We start from the raw sequence: 17,935 nt of genomic DNA on the forward strand, positions 1-17,935 counted from the left end.
GGATCGCGGCCTAGACGAGCCGCAGCCGGCTTACCCGGTCGCGGAGGATGCGCTGGGCTTCGCCGGACAGGCCGGCATCACTGATCACCTCGTCGGCTTCCTCGAGTTCCGCGATGGTGCTGATGCCCTGGGTGCCCCACTTGGTGTGGTCGGCCAGGACCACTACTTTGCGGGAGGCGGCCACGAAGGCGCGGTCGGTTTCGGCTTCCAGAAGGTTGGGGGTTGTGTAGCCGGCCTCGGCGTCCATGCCGTGCACGCCGAGGAACAGCAGGTCCAGGTGCAACTGCCTGAGCGCCGCGGTGGCAATGGGTCCCACGAGCGCGTCCGACGGCGTGCGCTCGCCGCCGATTAGGATCACAGTTGAGCTGTGCCGCGGGCCGCCCGACGCCGCACCGTGGTGGAAGAGGTCGGCGATACGGATCGAGTTGGTCACCACGGTGATCCGCGGGCCGTTCACGAGCTCCTTGGCCAGCGCCCAGGTGGTGGTGCCCGCGCTGAGGGCCACGGCCATGCCCTCATGCACCATGCTGGCGGCCTCCACGGCAATGGCGCGCTTCTGCGCCGTCAGCTGGGTGGACTTGAGTTCGAATCCGGGCTCGTGGGTGCTGGCGTCGCCGGGCAGCTTGGCGCCACCGTGGATCCGCTCCACCTGCCCGCTTTCCTCCAGCGTTTCGATGTCCCGGCGCACGGTCATGAGGGACACGCCCAGCAGCTGGGCGAGGTCCGAGACACGGACCACGCGCTCGCGCTGGACGGCATCCACTATGGACTGGTGGCGGGCGGCGGGAAGCATCGGAATCCTCTCAAGCGGTGACGGCGGCGGCGTGGCTGCTCCTGCCATCTTCGCTTACCCCTTGCTGGAACCAAGAGTCAGCCCGGCAACAAACTGCCGCTGCAGGAGCAGGTAGACGATCAGCGTCGGAATAACGGTGATCACGGCTCCGGCCGCCAGCAGGTTGTAGTCGTTCAGGAATTCGCCCTGGAGGTTGTTGATGGCCGTGGTGACGGGAAGCCTGTCGCCGCTCTGGATGAAGATGAGGGGCCAGAAATAGTCGTTGTAGATGAAGATGACTTCCAAGGTGCCGAGCGCGGCAAAGGCCGGCCGGCACAGCGGCATGATGATCTCCCGGTACTGGCGCCAGATGCCCGCCCCGTCCACCAGTGCGGCCTCGGTCAGGTCGGGGGAGAGCGCCTTCATGTAGTTGGACAGGACGAACGTGCAGAAGCCCATCTGGAAGGCCGTGTTCACGGCGATGACCGCGATGTACGTGTTCAGCATGTTGCCGGAATCGCTGAAGGCGTACGGCACTTCGAAATGCTTGGCCATCTCGAACAGCGGCGCCGCCAGGACCTGGGGCGGCAGCAGGTTGCCGGCAGTGAACATGATGAGCAGCGTGACGTTGAACTTCCAGCTCACCCGGCTGACGGCGAACGCCATCATGGATGCCAGGAACAGCACCAGCAGGACCGCCGGAACGGAGATGATCACCGAGTTCCAGAAGTACTTCGCGATGCCGCCCTGCGTCCAGGCCTGGACGAAGTTGTCGAAGTTGAAGTCTCCGGCGATGCTGAAGTAGCCGTATTCATTGGTGGAGGCGATGGGCCGCAGGGCCGTGAAGAGAGCCCATCCGAGCGGAATGAGCCACATGACGGCCATGACCGTGAGGAAGATGTGGGTTCCGTAATGCCGTTTTGGCTTGCTGCCGGAACGGCGCTCCGCCACGGACGGAACGCCTGCGCGGGCCGTGGTGCTCATGCTCTGTTCTCCTTGCCGAAGGTGCGGCTGAGGTAGAAGACGATGGGGACCAGGGAGATCACCAGCAGGACCACCGCAAGGGCTGAGCCGACGCCGATCACCTGCCCCTCTCCCACCAGGTTCTGGATCACCAGGGCACTGATCAGCTCCAGGCCGTTGGTGCCGCGGTTGATGACATAGACGACGTCGAACGCACGCAGCGACTCGATGATGGTGATCACGACGATCACCACGTTGATGGGGCGCATGGCCGGGAAAACCACCCGGAAGAACGTCTGCACCGCGTTCGCGCCATCGATCGCCGCGGCCTCCTTGAGGCTCGGGTCGACGCCCTTGAGGCCGGCCAGGTACAGCAGCATGACGTAGCCGGCATGGCGCCAGGTGGCGGCGATCAGGGCTGCCCAGATGTTGACGGAGGAGTCACCGAACCAGTCAACGGCCTGCGGGGTGCCGGACGTGCCCAGCAGGAAGTTCAGCAGGCCGTTGTCCCGCTGGTAGAAGAGCTGCCAGATGATGCCGATCAAGGCCAGGGACAGCATTACGGGAGCGAAGAAAATGCTCTGGTAGATTTTGCTGCCGCGGATCTGCTGGTCCAACAGCACAGCCAGCAGGAGTCCCAGCGGCGTGGCCACGAGGGCCAGGAACGCAAGCCAGAGCAGGTTGTGCTGCATGGCCGGCCAGAACGGCGGGTAGTCCTGCGAGATGTACTGGTAGTTACCGAGGCCTGCCGGCCTGATGTCGGTCAAGGCCAGTCCGTTCCAGCGCGTGAAGCTCAGGGCGATGGACATCAGGGTGGGCAGCCAGACAAAAACGAGCTGGATGAGCGTCGGAATGCCGACCATCAGGGTCAGGACGATCTTGTCCCGTTTGGAAAGCCGCCGGACCTTCCCGCTTTTGACGCCCTTGGCCTGCGCTCCGGACGGTGCCCTGGATTCCGGTGGGACCAGGTCTCTTGCTGTAGTGCTCATGACGGTCCCCTGCTACTGGGCCGCGTAGAGGGTCTTGGCCTGGGCCTCGAGGTTTTTGACGTCCATCTTGCCGTCCTTGAGGAAGGTCTGCAGGGCGGGAATCATGACGTTGTTGGCCATGGCGGGAAGGGCGTCACGGTCGAAGAACTGGCTGATGGACTTGGCGTTGGCGATGGTCTCGGCACATTTCTTGTTCAGCTCGCTGAATTTGGAAGTGTCCGCGCCCTTGGCGGTGGCGATGTTGGAGGGGTCCACGGCGGCGTAGGCGTCCTGGGCCTCGGGCGTGCCGATGAATTCCATGAACTGGCGCGCCGCCGAGTTCTCGCCGCCTTTTTTGGACAGGAGCAGGCCGTCGATGGGGGCTTCGACAGCGTCGCGGCCTTCAGTGGCGATCTCCGGGAACGGGAAGAAGTCGATGTCCTTGAGCACGGCGGGATCCGTGAACTGCTGGGTGACGAAGGAGCCGAGCAGGTACATGCCGGTCTTCTTGGCCGCCAGTGACTTGGCCGCGTCCTGCCAGGTCTGGCCCAGCGCTGCCGGGTCCTGGAAGGGAAGCAGCGCGGACCACGTGGTGAACACCTCGGTCACCTTCGGCTGGTCCCAGGATTCCTTGTGTGAACAGAGGTCCACGTGGAACTGGTAGCCGTTGAGCCGCATGTTGATGTAGTCGAACGTGCCCATGGCCGGCCAGCCGTCCTTGTCGGCAAAGCCGATCGGGATGATACCGTCGGCCTTCATCTTGGCCGCCAGCGTCTTGAGGGCATCGAAATTTTCCGGAACCTCGTAGCCCTTCTCCGCCCAGAGGCTCTTGCGGTAGAAGAAACCCCACGGGTAGTTGTAGTTCGGCACGAAGTACATCTTGCCGTCAGGGCCGGTGGAGGCTTTCTTCAGGGCATCCGAGAAATTTCCGCCGATCTTCTCCCAGACATCATCGACGGGAGCGAGGAGGCCCTTGCCGGCGTAGAACTGCATCCGGTAGCCCGCGAACCAGGTGAACGTGTCGTCCGGCGAGCCCTGCAGGTAGGAGTTGATCTTGTTCTGGAAGTCGTTGTGCGGCACCACGTTGGTGTTAACGGTCTTGCCCGTCTTTTTCGTGAAGGCGTCGGTCACTGCCTGGTAGGCCTTCTTGGGAACCTCGTCGGAGGACCCTGAGCCGAAAGTGAGTCCCGAGGAATCAGTGCCTCCGCCGGAGGGGCCGGTGCCCCCGGTGCAGGCTGCCAGCAGCGGCACGCCGGCCAGCCCGGCAACACCCACGCCCATGGTCTTCAGGATTGTGCGTCGGCCCGGGCCGGCGGTGAGGGACGGTGCTGTGTGTGCTGCCATGATCTCTCCCTTGAAATTCAGCTGGTTGTGAGGCACCTCACATAGGAATGACTATAACCTCGCAAAAGAGAACAGGAAAGATCGAAAAGCAACATTTATCCGTGCCGATGAAAAGTCGGTGGGCAGCCCGACGGGCAGGCGCGGGCAGGGCCCGGCTGCTGCGTGCGGCCGGGCCCTGCAAAGTGCGGTTTTGTGCTTATTTCTTCAGTGAAGCCGCGATCTGGGCCATGACGGTGTTGTCGGCCAGGGTGGTGGCGTCTCCGGTGTCGCGTCCTTCGGCGACGTCCTTGAGCAGGCGGCGCATGATCTTGCCGGAGCGGGTCTTGGGCAGTTCGGGCACCACCAGGATGGTCTTGGGTTTGGCGATGGGGCCGATCTCCTTGCCCACGTGGTTGCGGAGGTCCTGGACGATTTCGTCGCCGGAGTCCACGGCGTCGCCGCGCAGGATGACGAACGCCACCACGGCCTGGCCGGTGGTTTCGTCCGCGGCTCCGACGACGGCGGCCTCCGCCACGGCCGGGTGGCTCACCAGGGCGGACTCGATCTCCGTGGTGGAGAGGCGGTGGCCGGAGATGTTCATGACGTCGTCCACGCGGCCCAGGAGCCAGATGTCGCCGTCCTCGTCCTTCTTGGCGCCGTCACCGGCGAAGTACATGGTCTCGAACCGGGACCAGTAGGTTTCCTTGAAGCGCTCGGGGTCGCCCCAGATGCCGCGCAGCATGGCCGGCCAGGGTTCGCGGATCACCAGGAAGCCGCCGTGGCCGTTCGGCACCGACGCGCCGTTCTCGTCCACGACGTCCACGGCGATGCCGGGCAGCGGGACCTGCGCCGAGCCGGGCTTTGTGGCCGTGACGCCGGGCAGCGGGGCGATCATCTGGGCCCCGGTTTCGGTCTGCCACCAGGTGTCCACGATGGGTGCGTTGTTCCCGCCGATGACCTCGCGGTACCACATCCAGGCCTCGGGGTTGATGGGTTCGCCCACCGAGCCCAGGACCCGGATGGAGGAGAGATCGTACTTGTCGGGGATGTCCCGGCCCCACTTCATGAACGTCCGGATGGCCGTGGGGGCGGTGTAGAGGATGGAGACCTTGTACTTCTGGACGATCTCCCACCAGCGGCCCTGGTGCGGGGAATCGGGCGTGCCCTCGTACATGACCTGCGTGGCGCCGTTGATGAGCGGCGCGTACGCGACATAGGAGTGGCCGGTGACCCAGCCGACGTCGGCCGTGCACCAGTAGACGTCCGTTTCCGGGTGCAGGTCGAACACGGCCTTGTGGGTGTACGCGGTCTGGGTGAGGAACCCGCCGGTGGTGTGCAGGATGCCCTTGGGCTTTCCGGTGGTGCCGGAGGTGTAGAGGATGAACAGCGGGTGTTCGGAATCGTGGCCCACGGCGGTGTGTTCGGTGGAGGCCGCCCCGACGGTGTCGGCCCACCAGTGGTCCCGGCCCTCGTGCCAGTCCACATCCTGGCCGTTGCGCTTGACCACCACCACGTTCTGCACGCTGTGCCCGTCCGCGGCCAGGGCCTGGTCCACGGCGGACTTCAGGGCGCTGGGCTTGCCGCGCCGGTAGGTGCCGTCGGCGGTGACCACCAGCTTGGCTTCGGCGTCCTCGATCCGGGACCGCAGGGCGTCAGAGGAGAAGCCGCCGAACACCACCGAATGCACTGCCCCGATCCGGGCGCAGGCCAGCAGCGTGATCACGGCCTCCGGAATCATGGGCAGGTAAACGGCCACGCGGTCACCCTTGGCAACACCGAGGGACTCGAACGCGTTGGCGGCCCTTTTTACTTCATCGGTCAGCTCGGCGTAGGTGTAGGAGCGGGAATCGCCGGGTTCGCCTTCGAAATAGATGGCCACGCGGTCGCCGAGCCCGTTCTCCACGTGCCGGTCCAGGGCGTTGTAGGCGGCGTTGACCTCGCCGCCGACGAACCACTTCGCGAACGGCGGGTTGGACCAGTCGAGCGCCTGCGTGAAGTCCTTGTTCCACGTCAGCAGTTCGCGCGCCTGCTTTGCCCAGAAGGCGGGGCGGTCGGCATCGGCCTCGGCGTAGGCTTCCGCGCCAACGACGGCGTTGGCGGCGAAGTCCGCGGTCGGGGCAAACTTGCGGTTCTCGTGCAGCAGGTTTTCAAGTGCATCGCCCTGCTGGCTGGTGGCGGCGGCGGTGGCCGTCGAGCCGGGAGTGTCCTGGGACATGGTGAACCTCATCATTCATCGATCTTTGCAGCGCGGGATGCGCCGGCCCCGGCTGTCACCCTGCCGCTGTGCGCGGCGCCGGGCAGCGGCCGATCGCGGACATACCGCAAAGAGCTGTTCCGAAAACAGACTAGCCCCTTCGGGTTCAGCCACGTGTGCCGCGTCACATAGTGAACAGTGAACGGTGCGTTATTAGCGACGAATGGTTGCCCTGCGTACGCGGCGTCCGTGCGGGGGTGTGGCCGGAACGGCGTGCCGGGGGCGCCCCGCCGCGGCCCGTCAGCTAGTGATCATCCATGCACTTGGCTAGGCTGAGATGGACTCGTGACAGAGGCCGGAGGCAGCCTGACCGTTTGAGGTCTGGCCCGCCGGCCGTTAGGCGTCGCCGGGCATTGGACAGCCGCCCGGATGCCGCCACGCTAAGGAGAACAGTATGAATCAGCAAAGCCACGGCCAGCCGGGTCTAGGTCAAACGGGTCCGGGCCAGGGGGATTCCGGTCAGCAGGGTCCGGCCCCGCGTGACCTGGGTCAGCAGGTACCAGCCGGGCAGGGTTCCGCCGCGCAGGCCGGAGCCGAGAAGGATTCAACCGGACACCGGGACACGCCGCGGGATGTTGCGCCGGCCGCCGGTAGCGACGTCCGCTTCATGAAACCGCAGGGCGGGGCGTTCGCGAACTCCGCTGCTTCTCCGTCCAATGCTTCCGCTGGCGGCAGGGGGCCCGGGGTGCGGAACGTTGCGGTCCTTGGTCCGTTTACCGTCCGTGACCTGACCGTTTTCGGGGCCACGCTGATTCTCTTCATCGCATCGCTGATTCCGATGTTCGCCGTCCGCTACAACCTGTGGAACCTGGGGAGCTTGTTCTTCCTGGGGCTGGGGATCGTGCTGCCCCTCATCCTTGCGGCGCTGTTTGTGGCCCGCCGGCTGGCTCCGGAGACGAAGGTCCGGATCGGCTCGCTGTCTGTCGATCAGTTCGGCTCGGTGGTGGCATCCTTTGCCGTGGCTTTCTTCTTCCTTTCCGTTGCAGGGGCGTTCACGCCCAGCCTGCTCGTGGCCCTCATCGGCGCGCTGGTGCTGTTTGCCGCCACGGTACTGGCCAGGTTCATCCCCTTTTTCGCCGGGGACTTCCTGGACCGGGCCGAAGTGCCGGCCCACATCACCGCCCGCGAGTCCGCCGTACCCGTCCGGACACCGAAGGCACCCAAACCGGCCAAGCCAACTGAGCAGGGCAAACCAGCCGAGCAGGGCAAGTCAGCTGAACAGAGCCCGACGGCGGGCGGCCATAAGGCAGCCGGCCGGATTTTTGGCGGCCACAAGTTCGGCGGCCAGGCCGCTGCCCATGCACCGGGAACCGCCGCCCCGACGGCCGGTACACCGACCGCCGGCGCCGCATCCGCGGGCGCTCCAACAGCCGGCGCTGCAACGGCCGGGGGCGCGGCCGCCGGTGCCGGCATTGCAGGTGCCGGACTTACCCCGTCCGCTGGTGCCTGGCCCGCCGCGAATGCAGCCAGCAGCGCCGCAGCGTCCCCCGAAACGGGACCTGCCGCCGTCGTGCCTTCCGCAGAAGCGCCGGCCGCCGCCCGACCTGCCGCCGTCGTGCCTTCCGCAGAGGCGCCGGCCGCCGCCCGGCCTGCGGCAGCCGAACCGGCAGCGCCGGCCGCCGAAGTGACGCAGCTGGACGGCACCCCGGTCACCGCTGCTGCAGCCGCCGGAGCCGGGACGGCGACAGGGAACCGGCCCGCGGCCACTGATGCCGCCACCGGCGCCATGCCGCATTCGGCGGCGTCGGCCACTCCTGCCACCGCCGTCCATCAGCAGGTGAAGCCGCAGGAGCAGGTGAAGTCGCAGGAGCCGATCGGCGCCACGGTCGATCCCGCAAGCCGGCCCGAGGAGGCCGAAGAGCAGCCGGTCCACGAGGCATTCTGGTTCGCGGTGGCGCAGCACCGGACGGCCGTGGATGAGCGCACGGGCGCACCCCTGTTCGGGATCGAGCCCGGCGGCTGGGTGCTGGCGCTCGAGGACCGGGGCGACGAGTTCCTGGTCCAGCACACGGACGGCCGCGTGGGCGTCCTGCGCGATCTCAGCAACATCGAGCGCGGCTAGCCGGCCTCCCGTGGCCGCCTCCGAAGGTGCCGGGCCCCGGTCCGGCGAGTCAGCGCTGGCGATCAAGCGGCGTGCCCGGCGAATCAACCGGGCCCTTGCCGAGCAGTACCCCTATGCCCACGCCGAGCTCGACTTCCGGAACCCGTTTGAGCTCCTGGTGGCCACGGTGCTGTCCGCGCAAACCACCGACGTGACCGTCAACCTCATCACGCCGTTGCTTTTCGCCCGCTACCCCGATGCGCGGGCCATGGCCGAGGCCGACGCCGCGGAGCTGGAGGCGATCATCAAGCCGACCGGCTTCTTCAGGGCCAAGACGAAAAACCTTTTGGCCCTCGCGAACCGGCTCGTGGACGAGTTCGACGGCGTGGTCCCCGGCCGGCTGGAAGATCTGGTGACGCTTCCCGGCGTCGGACGGAAAACCGCGAACGTGGTGCTGGGAAATGCCTTCGGCATTCCCGGCATCACCGTTGACACGCACTTCGGACGCCTGGCGCGGCGCTTCGGCTGGACCGGGTCCGACGATCCCGTTCGCATCGAATCCGACGTGGCCGAGCTCTTCGAGCCTAGGGACTGGACCATGCTGTCCCACCGCGTGGTGTTCCACGGTCGGCGGGTCTGCCATTCCCGGAAGCCTGCCTGCGGCGCCTGCGCCGTGGCCAACTGGTGTCCCAGCTTTGGCCTGGGCGAAACGGACCCGGCCAAAGCCGCGAAGCTTCTGAAGTATGAGCTTGCGCCGGGAAACGAGGAGCTCCTCGGCAAACTCCTGGCCGAGACGCACCGCGCCGCCGAAATCCGGATGGAATCCCAGCGGAGGTCCCCGTGACTGCCCGCCAGGACCTGGTGGACCTCGTCGACTCCATCAACGCAGGAACCGGCCCGGCCCGGAACCCCTACTGGCGGACCCTCACCGTGGACGCGTCAGTGGCACGGAAGGCCGCCGTGCTCATCCTGTTCGGAGCGCTGGACGACGTCCCGGCGGCCTCGGGAAAACCGCTGGTTGCCGCGGACCTGGACGTCCTGCTCCTTGAGCGCGCGCACACGCTGGACGACCATCCCGGTCAGGTGGCGTTTCCCGGCGGCGGCATCGATCCGGACGAGTCACCCGTTGCGGCGGCGCTGCGCGAGGCGGAGGAGGAGACCGGCGTGGATCCGGGCGGAGTGGAGGTGCTCGGGGTCCTGCCCGAACTGGCGCTGCCCCGCGGCAACTACCTCGTGACGCCTGTCCTCGGCTGGTGGGCTTCGCCGTCGCCCGTCCGGGTGGTGGACTACGGCGAGTCCGCCCAGGTTTTCCGGGTTCCGGTCCGGGACCTGCTGGACCCGGAAAACCGGGCGATGGCCACCGTCACCCGGATGAACCAGACCTTCCAGAGTCCGGCCTTCACCGTGAAGGAAGTGGTGGTCTGGGGCTTTACCGGCATGATCCTGAACGAACTGTTCGACCAGCTCGGGTGGGCCGTACCGTGGGACCGGACCCGGCTGCACCAGCTGGAACTTTAGCCCTCGCTAGCCTTGGGGCTGCGGTCTCCGCAGGTCTACCACGAGTCCCGTTGCGGCGTTTTCCCGCATCGCGTTGATCCCGTCGACAACCCCGGAAACGGTCTTAAACCGCGGTGACACGGCCACCACGTTGCCGTCCCCGTCTACGAGCCGGAATTTGTAGGACTGCTCGTCGTCCTGGTGTATTTCAAACCTGCCCGCCATTGGCGTGGAACCCCCTGGTAATGCTTCATCGCACCTGCCGGGCCAACGATTCTGCCACTGCCCGGCCACCTCCGAGCCTAGTGTCATGTGCCACAGGGGGCGAGCTACTAGCGGGTACGTTACTCCGTTCAACGGTCCGTGTCCGTAGCGGCGGATGTGACTTTAATTCCCGCCGTTGAGCGGCTACCCTCACGCCCTGCGCCGCTACTTCGCGTTGTCGTAGGAATCCACCACGGCCACGCTGACCGGGAATTCCACCGGAATCGGGCCGAAGAGGAGTTCCTTCGCGGCGTTGGCGGCTTCCTCGATCGCCCTGATGCATGCATCGACGGCGGCCTCTGGGGCATGCACCATCACCTCATCGTGCAGGAAGAAGACGAGCTCCCCGGAAGCGGAGCCGTCGGCGCGCAAGGTACGCAGCCGCCGTCGTAATTCCGCCAGCCAGCAGGCGGCCCAGTCCGCCGCGGAGCCCTGCACCACGAAGTTGCGCGTGAACCGCCCCCGCGAACGTGCGATGGAATCCGCGCGCCGCTGCTCTTCCGCCGAGGTGGACCGCTGGCTGAGGAGCCACCGCTCGGACGGGGGCGGGCTGCTGCGGCCCAGACGGGAGGTGACCGTCTTCCCGGCCTCGCCGTCGCGGGCGGCCCGCTCCACGAAGCCGACGGCGCGCGGGTACGTCCGCACAAGCTGCGGCATGAGCCGGCCTGCTTCGCCGGAGGTGGCGCCATACATGGCGCCGAGCAGGGCCATCTTGGCCTTGCCGCGGTCGCCGCCGAATCCCTTGGCGGCGATGCCCGCGTAGAGGTCCTGGTCACGGGCCGCCTCGGCCATAGTGGAATCCTGGGCGAGGGCAACCAGAACACGCGGCTCGAGTTGGGAGGCGTCCGCGACGATCAGTTTGTGGCCGGGGTCGGCGTGCACGGCGCCGCGGATCTGGCGGGGGATCTGCAGCGCGCCGCCACCGCGTGACGCCCAGCGCCCCGATACGACGCCGCCCACCACGTATTCGGGCTGGAACCGGCCGTTTTTCACCCAGGCATCCAGCCACGCCCACCCGTTCGCGGTGTGCAGCCGCGAGAGTTTCTTGTACGCCAGAAGGGGCTCGATGGCCGGATGGCTGGACCCCTTCAGCTCCCACTGCCTGGTGGACTTCACCTCGATCCCGTTCCGGTGAAGGGCGCGCATGAGTTCCTGCGGGGAATCCGGATTCAGGCTTGGCGAGTTCAGGAGCCGCCGGAGTTCGGTGTTGAGCGCCTCAAGCTTGGCGGGCCGGTGTCCGAGCGGCGGGCGGGGGCCCAGGTAGTCGGCGAGAATCTGCTGGTGCAGTTCCTCCCGCCAGGGCACGCCTGCATGCTGCATTTCGGCGGCGATCATGGCCCCGGCCGATTCGGCGGCGAGCAGGAGCTGGAGCCGCTGCCTCCGGTTGCCGTCGGCGCTCGCGCCGCCCAGCGCCTCCTGCTGGGCGGCGTATTCGGCGCGGAGCTCCCCGAGGGTATGTCGCGGTCCGGGTCCCCGGGCCGGGTTGTCGAAGAGCGCGCCCTGGTCGGCAGGGGGAGGCGGCGGCTGAAGCGCGCGCGGCGGCTGGAGGTCGTCATCCTGCGTCAGTTTCTCGGCGTTTTTCGCATAGGACGTGTGCGCCGTGAACTCCGAATGCGCCAGGATGGCGCCGCACAGCGCGAGATCGTAGCAGCGCTCCAGTTCGACGCCGGCCTGCAGCAGTGCCGGGTACCAGTCCTGCGTCCGGTGCCAGATCCAGCGCGGCCGCCGCTTTTCGAGTTCACGCACGACGGCGGCGAGCCCGGTTCCGCTGGCGTGGGTGGTTTCGGAGGCTTCTGCAGCGGGGTTTCGGCTGATGATCCGCGGTTCCGGATTGCCGGGATTCGGCAGGCCGGCGGCGGTGAGCTCCTGTATGACTGCGCCGTCAGCGTGGGCGGCGAGCAACAGATACATGCATCAATTCTGCCTTGCCACGCTTGCTGTTCTGAGCAGCCTCGCTTTCCGGCCTTCCGGCGGTACGCCGTGGACCCGATCCGGACGGGATCGGCCGCCCTGTGGAGGACATGTCTTGCCCCTGCCCCCCCGCGCCGACCCCCCGCGCCGACCGGTTGTCCACATAGAACGCTCCGACACTGACCGGCCGGTGATCTCTTGGGCAGAGTGTGTGCATGAGCAGGCATCACGCACGGAATCAGGAAAGCGCGTCCGAGCCGGATATCGTTCCCGCGGCCCGGACGGACGGTCCCGGCATCCCCGCACAGCGCACGGCGGGCGGGGCGCCGGACCGGACGGCCGGGCGCTCTCCGGTCGTCCGGCCAGCCTCAGCTGCCGAACGAGCGGCGAGGATCCGGCAGAGCGGCCGTGGCCCGGACCCCTGGCTTCCCGCCGAGGCGAACGAGGTACTGCTGGTCACCGCCTTCGATTTTCTCCGGGCCGAGGTGGAGCGGATCGTGGCGGCTGCCGGAGGCCGCCTGCGCGTGGCGGCCGGCGTCGCGGAGGCTTCCCCGTATTGGGACTCTGCCGCGGCGGTGCTGGTGGGCAGCGATATCCGCGAACTGCCCCCGCGCCGCCGCGCACCTGCCGTTCTCGTTGGTCTGAGCGGAGAAGGGGACGCTTTGTGGCACCTCGGAGCAGCCCTGGGCGCACAGCGCGTGGCCGTCCTCCCGGACGCCGCGGCCTGGCTCGCCGAATACCTCAGCCGCTCACGGGCACCCGAGGCCGGAGGGGTTGTCCTGGGAGTCACCGGAGGTTGCGGAGGCGCAGGCGCCACCACGGCGGCGATCTGGCTCGCCCAGGCAGCGGCTGGCCTCAGCGCACGGGTCCTGCTCGTGGACGCCGATCCTTGGGGCGGCGGGCTCGAACTTGCCCTGGCGGCCGAAGAGTCGCCGGGCCTCCGCTGGCCGGACCTTTCAGATGCCAGTGGCAGCATCGATCCCGAGCAGCTAGCTGACGCGCTGCCCTTGGCCGGCGGGTTTTCGTTCCTGTCGTGGCCCGGCACCAGGGAAAGGCCGCCGGCCGTCGATTCGGCCAGCGTCGGCGGCGTGCTCGACGCCGCACGGCGGGGCTACGAGCTGGTCATCGTCGATATCGGTCGGAATGCCGAACCCTTGCGGACATTTGCCTGGGACTGCGACCGGCTGCTGATTGTGGTCCCGGCCCAGTTGAAGGCGGCTGTCGCTGCTGCCCGGCTGTTGCAGGAGCTTCCGCCGGTGGAGTCGGCGCTGCTTGTCCGGGGCAAAACCGGCGTCGCGCTGGACGGCGCCCTGATTGCGGAGTCCGTGGGGCTTCCGCTGCACGGCCGGATGCCGGAAGTGCGTGGCACCGCTGCGGCCGCCGAACTCGGTCGTCTTCTGGAACACGGCAAGCGTAAGAGCGTGCGGCGTTTCGCGGCGACGGTGCTGGACCTGCTCGACGATGAGCTGCTGGCCGGGGACATCCGGTGAGTGCACACTCGGGAGTCCCGGAACCAAGCTTCGGAAAGCGAGCCGGCGCTGACGCAGGCGCCGGCCTGACGGAGAGCGCCGGCCGGCGGAGGGCGGCGAGGGTTCTGGACGCGGGGCTGTTGGAAACCGTTCGCGAATCCGTCATGGCCGACGCCGGGCCGGTCACCCCTTCGCGCGTGGCGGCCGCGGTCCAGGCCACCGGCAAATTGCTCGGCACGGCCGGATCCCTCGCAGCCGTCGAACGGATCAGCGCCGAACTAAACGGCCTCGGGCCCCTGCAGCAGCTGGTCAGGGATCCGTCGGTGACGGACATATTCGTCAACTCGCCCGGCTCCGTGTGGCTCGACCGCGGCAGGGGGATCGAGCGGGCACCGGTGGTCTTCGCTGGCGAAGCGCAGGTCCGGGCCTTGGCGGCCAGGCTGGTCGCGGCCGGCGGACGGCGCCTGGACGACGGATCGCCCTGCGTGGACGTCCGGCTCGAGGGCGGCTACCGCGTGCATGCAGTCCTGCCTCCCATCTCCGCATCCGGGACGCTCCTGAGCGTCAGGATCCGGCGCGAACAGGTTTTTTCCATGGACGAGCTCCGGGAGGGCGGGATGTTCGGCCCCCTGGTGCAGTCTGTGCTGGCGAACATGGTGGCGCAGCGGCTGAGCTTTCTTGTCAGCGGTGCCACAGGGTCAGGTAAAACCACGTTGCTCTCCACGCTGCTGGGACTCTGTCATCCCGGTGAACGGCTGGTCCTCATCGAGGACGCTGCCGAGCTGAACCCGGTCCACCCGCATGTTGTCCAGCTTGAATCGCGCCACGGCAACCTGGAAGGCGGCGGCGCGGTGGATCTGGGTGAGCTGGTGCGCCAGGCGCTGAGGATGCGTCCGGATCGGCTAGTGGTGGGGGAATGCCGCGGTGCTGAGGTGCGGGAACTCCTGACCGCGATGAACACCGGACATACCGGCGGCGGCGGGACCATCCATGCCAACGCAGCCGGCGCCGTGCCTGCGCGGCTTACTGCGCTCGGGGCGCTGGCGGGGCTGGGACAGGACGCTGTCCGGTTGCAGGTCGCCAGCGCGGTGGACGCCGTAGTGCATGTGGCCAGATCCCGGCACGGACGGTACGTGGCCTGCGTGGGTGTCATCACGGAGGCGTCCGGCGAACTTGGCGTGGCCGTGGCCTTGGAGAACTCGGGCGGACAGCTCGTGGCGGGCCCGGCGTGGGAGGGCCTGGCCCGCCGCCTTGGCATGGATCCCCGGCTGGCACCCCAGGCTCACGAACAAACGCAGGCACAGCAGGCGCAGCCGCAGGCGGCGTGGGTTCTGCCGCGTGACCCAGAGCGGGAAACGGAAGAGGAGCTCGGAACAAAGGGGGCTGCGGCGTGACCGCCGTTCTCATTGGTGTGATGGCCATTGCCCTCTGGTTGATCCTGCGGCCACCGCACGGGTTGCGGCGCAGGGTCCGCAGAGCCTTCGCCGGGAGCGCCGCCGGGAGCCGGGCCGCCCGGAGCAGGGGAGGAGCGAGAGGCTGGGCAAACACCGGGTCCCCGACCACCCAAGGATTTCCTCCCGACGGCGCGCCGTCCCAGTACCATCGCCGATGGAACGGCCGCGGCGCCTGGGATGGTCAGGACTTTTCAATGACTGGCCGCAGTGGCCGAAGCCTGGGCCTCAGCCGCCGGCGCAAGGTCGCCGCGGTGTCCCTCACAGTAGTTGTCCAGCAGCTTGCTGCCCTGCTGAAGGGCGGGCGGACTCCGGCCCGTCTGTGGGACGAACTGTGCCTGGTGTACGGAGGCTCCGGTCCCGCCGACGGAGCTCCCGCCAGGCCGCGGCTCAGTCCCGGCTCCGCGGCGGTCCTGGCTGCTGCCCGTGGGGCGGCAATGCGCGGCTCGCCCGTGGCCGAGGCCGTTCGTTTTGCCGCGGCGACATCCGGCCACGCTGCCGGCAGCCGCGAGCCGCGGATCTGGCAGGAGCTGGCCGCCTGCTTCGATATCGCTGAGGCCAGCGGCTGTCCGCTGGCGGACGTGCTGACCCGCTTCGCGGCACAGCTCGAGGTGGAGGACGACGCCGAGGCAGCCCGCCAGACTGCCCTCGCCAGCCCCAAAGCGACAGTTACGCTGCTGACGTGGCTTCCCTTGCTCGGACTCGGGCTGGGGTTCTGCCTTGGCGTGGATCCGCTGGCGATGCTGCTCGGAACGCCGATCGGCGTTGCGGCACTTGTTGCAGGCATCGTCCTCACCGTTGCCGGCAGGCTGTGGTCGGCCAGGCTCGTGCGGGCCGCGGCAGGAGCAGGAGTGCCATGAGCGGGCTACGACGCGACGAGCAAACGGCAGGACGGTGCCCGGCTACAGTCCCGTGGCTGGCGCGAAGACCCGGCCGGAGACATATTCCGGCCCCGGCGCCGCCCCCATTTGACGCGGCAATAGCGTCACGACATCCTGGCACGACGGGTCCCGTCACATGACCGGGGCGATTCTTTCAGCTGCGATCACCGCCATGGTGTTGGCTGCTGCTGCGGCGCTCGCCTTTACGGGTCATTCACGCACGCGTAGGCGCCTTCTCAGCGGAAACGGACTGATTCTGAATACTGGGACACATGGCGGGGCGTCCGGAAGGCCCGCTCCCACCGGGCAAGGGACCGGCCTGCGTGACACCGCGATGATGCTGGAGCTGGTCGCGGCCATGCTCGACGCCGGATCAGGGATCGGACGGTCTCTGGAATTGGTGGCAGCCGCGGCTTCGCCCGAGTACAGCCGCTCCCTAAGGCCCGTCGTGGGGGCCATGGCCATCGGAGCTGACTGGGATACCGCATGGCGGAGTTCTGAGTCACGCTCGCCCGAGATACTTGCCCTTCGCGACGCCTTGGGATTCGCCGCGCTGACGGGTGCGCCGTCCTCGGCCATTCTCTATGCCCAGGCCGCCAGAATGAGGCGTGAACGGTTCCGTGCCGCCGAAAAGCGCGCCGCATCGCTCAGCGTCAAGCTCGTGATTCCCTTGGGCCTCTGCTCCCTCCCGGCGTTCATCTGCCTGGGTGTCGTCCCCGTGCTCCTGGCGCTGGTGCCCTCCGGAGCCTGACCGCCGTGCCGCTGCCCACCGGGCACTGCTCCTCCACAAAGCGGCACGCCGAGTGCTTTTCCACTTGGGCGAATTCATCACTTACCCGCCTGCGCGGCAGACGGAACAGTCGGATAAACCGGCAATCCCGCCGGTATCCAGAAAGGAAAAACCATGTCCCTGAACCAAAACAGCATCAGCGAGGCCCGGCCCCTGTACCAGGACAGCGGAGACGGAGCTGTCCGGGAGATCTATCCGGGAGCCAGTTCGGCGCCTCGCATCAAAGCGCGCACCCGGAGGCGTCTCATGGCCTCGGAAGCCGGGATGGCGACGGCGGAATATGCCATCGCCACGTTGGCCGCAGTCGGATTCGCCGGCCTGCTGGTGTTCATATTGCGCAGCGACGAAGTCCGGGGTTTCCTGCTCAACCTGATCCGTACGGCGCTGGCCTTGCCGTGAGCCCGCATCCGCAGGCCCCGCTGGTGGCGGCCGCGGTGGCGGCGGCACCGCCGGCGCGGACCGGAGGCATTCGGAGCAGGAAGCCGCGGCGGCGACCGGGCTGTGGGGCGGGGAATCCCCGCGGCCGCGGGGCGGGGAATCCCCGCGGCCGCGGGAGCGTCCGCGAAAGAAACACCGGAGGTGCCGTGACCGCAGAATTCGCCGTTGCGCTTCCTGCCGTAATGCTGCTCCTGGCCATGCTGTTGGCGGGGTCTGCGGCAGGAATTACCCAGCTCCGGTTAGAGGAGGCGGCACGGGCCGGCGCGCGGGCGCTGGCCCGGGGAGAGGAGCCGCCGGCCGTCGAGGGAATGGTCAGGAAGCTGGCAGGGGCCACGGCATCGGCGGCTGTGGTGGCGGACGGCGAATGGCTGAGCGTTACGGTGTCGGACCGCGTGACCGGACCGTTTGGCAGCGTGGTTCCGTGGACACTGACAGCCAGGGCTGAGGCGCGGGGCGAAACGGCGGAATCCCTCTCGTTCCCGCCCACCATGATTCCGGCCCTATCCCGCTCTGGGGCGGAGCTCGCCGCCAAGGGGCACATATGAACCGGAATAAACAGCCGGGCGGGGCGCAGGATTCAGAGCGGGGCTCGGGCACTGTGCTGGCTGCCGGGCTCGGCCTGGTGGTCCTCGTGGCCATGGTCCTGCTTCTCATGCTGGCGCAGGCAGCCGTGATGGCCTCCCGGGCGGCAGCAGCGGCCGACCTCGCCGCCCTGGCAGCGGCGGACGCACTCCGTGGTGTTTCGGCCGGGGAACCGTGCCCTGTAGCGGCCGCCGTAGCAGCCCGTCACGACGCGAGGCTGGCCAGTTGTGTCGAGGGAGGTGATCAGTCTGTCGAAGTTCGTACCGAACTGACGGCCGGCGCAATTCTCGGCTCGGCTGCGGGGCACGCCCGGGCGGGGCCGCCACCGTAG

The 17,935-nt window shown here is 68.0% G+C and carries 17 protein-coding genes; 10 read left to right on the forward strand and 7 right to left on the reverse strand.

Annotated elements, in window-relative coordinates; all coding sequences use genetic code 11:
- Window positions 1–10 precede the first annotated feature (10 nt).
- The 5 genes from ABFP37_RS13545 to acs all read right to left on the reverse strand — a co-directional run bounded on the left by ABFP37_RS13545 (window position 11) and on the right by acs (window position 6,241).
- Complete coding sequence (locus tag ABFP37_RS13545; RefSeq protein ID WP_347033887.1) at window positions 11–841, reverse strand: DeoR/GlpR family DNA-binding transcription regulator; 831 nt, start codon at window positions 839–841, stop codon at window positions 11–13.
- A 6-nt stretch (window positions 842–847) separates the two neighbouring features.
- On the reverse strand, window positions 848–1,756 hold the full coding sequence (locus ABFP37_RS13550) for a carbohydrate ABC transporter permease (protein WP_078026542.1): 909 nt from the start codon (window positions 1,754–1,756) through the stop codon (window positions 848–850).
- On the reverse strand, window positions 1,753–2,724 hold the full coding sequence (locus ABFP37_RS13555) for a sugar ABC transporter permease (protein WP_347033888.1): 972 nt from the start codon (window positions 2,722–2,724) through the stop codon (window positions 1,753–1,755). Before ABFP37_RS13555 ends, ABFP37_RS13550 begins: the two co-directional genes overlap by 4 nt.
- 12 nt (window positions 2,725–2,736) lie before the next feature.
- Window positions 2,737–4,047: an extracellular solute-binding protein gene (locus tag ABFP37_RS13560; RefSeq protein ID WP_078026732.1), complete on the reverse strand. Its 1,311-nt coding sequence runs from the start codon at window positions 4,045–4,047 to the stop codon at window positions 2,737–2,739.
- A 196-nt stretch (window positions 4,048–4,243) separates the two neighbouring features.
- On the reverse strand, window positions 4,244–6,241 hold the full coding sequence (acs, locus tag ABFP37_RS13565; RefSeq protein WP_078026731.1) for an acetate--CoA ligase: 1,998 nt from the start codon (window positions 6,239–6,241) through the stop codon (window positions 4,244–4,246).
- Window positions 6,242–6,674: 433 nt separating this feature from the next.
- Between acs and ABFP37_RS13570 the strand changes: the two genes are divergently transcribed.
- Genes ABFP37_RS13570 through ABFP37_RS13580 form a run of 3 tightly spaced genes read left to right on the forward strand, consistent with a single transcriptional unit; the run spans window position 6,675 to window position 9,839 of the window.
- Window positions 6,675–8,342 carry a hypothetical protein gene (locus ABFP37_RS13570; RefSeq protein ID WP_347033889.1) on the forward strand — a complete coding sequence of 556 codons (1,668 nt, stop codon included), beginning with the start codon at window positions 6,675–6,677 and terminating at the stop codon, window positions 8,340–8,342.
- 10 nt (window positions 8,343–8,352) lie between these two features.
- A complete protein-coding gene (gene nth, locus ABFP37_RS13575; protein ID WP_078026540.1) occupies window positions 8,353–9,165 on the forward strand; it encodes an endonuclease III in 813 nt (270 codons plus the stop codon).
- A complete protein-coding gene (locus ABFP37_RS13580; protein WP_078026539.1) occupies window positions 9,162–9,839 on the forward strand; it encodes a CoA pyrophosphatase in 678 nt (225 codons plus the stop codon). Before nth ends, ABFP37_RS13580 begins: the two co-directional genes overlap by 4 nt.
- A gap of 6 nt (window positions 9,840–9,845) precedes the next feature.
- On the opposite strand, the gene ABFP37_RS13585 is transcribed toward ABFP37_RS13580, so the two are convergent.
- Together ABFP37_RS13585 and ABFP37_RS13590 are read right to left on the reverse strand one after the other, a co-directional pair.
- Window positions 9,846–10,043, reverse strand: a complete 198-nt coding sequence (locus ABFP37_RS13585) for a YegP family protein (protein ID WP_078026538.1) — start codon at window positions 10,041–10,043, stop codon at window positions 9,846–9,848.
- Window positions 10,044–10,247: 204 nt separating this feature from the next.
- Entirely contained in the window at window positions 10,248–11,993 is a 1,746-nt protein-coding gene (locus ABFP37_RS13590; protein WP_347033890.1) for a bifunctional 3'-5' exonuclease/DNA polymerase, read from the reverse strand.
- Window positions 11,994–12,208: 215 nt separating this feature from the next.
- On the opposite strand from ABFP37_RS13590, the gene ssd reads away from it, so the two are divergent.
- From ssd to ABFP37_RS13625, 7 genes are all read left to right on the forward strand, one after another.
- Complete coding sequence (ssd, locus tag ABFP37_RS13595) at window positions 12,209–13,483, forward strand: septum site-determining protein Ssd (RefSeq protein ID WP_347033891.1); 1,275 nt, start codon at window positions 12,209–12,211, stop codon at window positions 13,481–13,483.
- Window positions 13,480–14,856: a TadA family conjugal transfer-associated ATPase gene (locus tag ABFP37_RS13600; protein WP_185982178.1), complete on the forward strand. Its 1,377-nt coding sequence runs from the start codon at window positions 13,480–13,482 to the stop codon at window positions 14,854–14,856. Before ssd ends, ABFP37_RS13600 begins: the two co-directional genes overlap by 4 nt.
- Before the next feature lie 254 nt (window positions 14,857–15,110).
- Window positions 15,111–15,773, forward strand: coding sequence for a hypothetical protein (locus ABFP37_RS13605; RefSeq protein WP_347033892.1), 663 nt, complete (start codon window positions 15,111–15,113; stop codon window positions 15,771–15,773).
- 355 nt (window positions 15,774–16,128) lie between these two features.
- Complete coding sequence (locus tag ABFP37_RS13610; RefSeq protein ID WP_347033893.1) at window positions 16,129–16,545, forward strand: type II secretion system F family protein; 417 nt, start codon at window positions 16,129–16,131, stop codon at window positions 16,543–16,545.
- Window positions 16,546–16,698: 153 nt separating this feature from the next.
- On the forward strand, window positions 16,699–16,983 hold the full coding sequence (locus tag ABFP37_RS13615) for a DUF4244 domain-containing protein (RefSeq protein WP_078026534.1): 285 nt from the start codon (window positions 16,699–16,701) through the stop codon (window positions 16,981–16,983).
- 185 nt (window positions 16,984–17,168) lie between these two features.
- Window positions 17,169–17,567, forward strand: a complete 399-nt coding sequence (locus ABFP37_RS13620; protein WP_347033894.1) for a TadE family type IV pilus minor pilin — start codon at window positions 17,169–17,171, stop codon at window positions 17,565–17,567.
- On the forward strand, window positions 17,564–17,935 hold the full coding sequence (locus ABFP37_RS13625) for an Rv3654c family TadE-like protein (protein ID WP_347033895.1): 372 nt from the start codon (window positions 17,564–17,566) through the stop codon (window positions 17,933–17,935). Before ABFP37_RS13620 ends, ABFP37_RS13625 begins: the two co-directional genes overlap by 4 nt.

It is taken from the genome of Burkholderia sp. RS01 (genome assembly GCF_039748055.1).
Classification (GTDB): Bacteria; Actinomycetota; Actinomycetes; order Actinomycetales; family Micrococcaceae; genus Arthrobacter.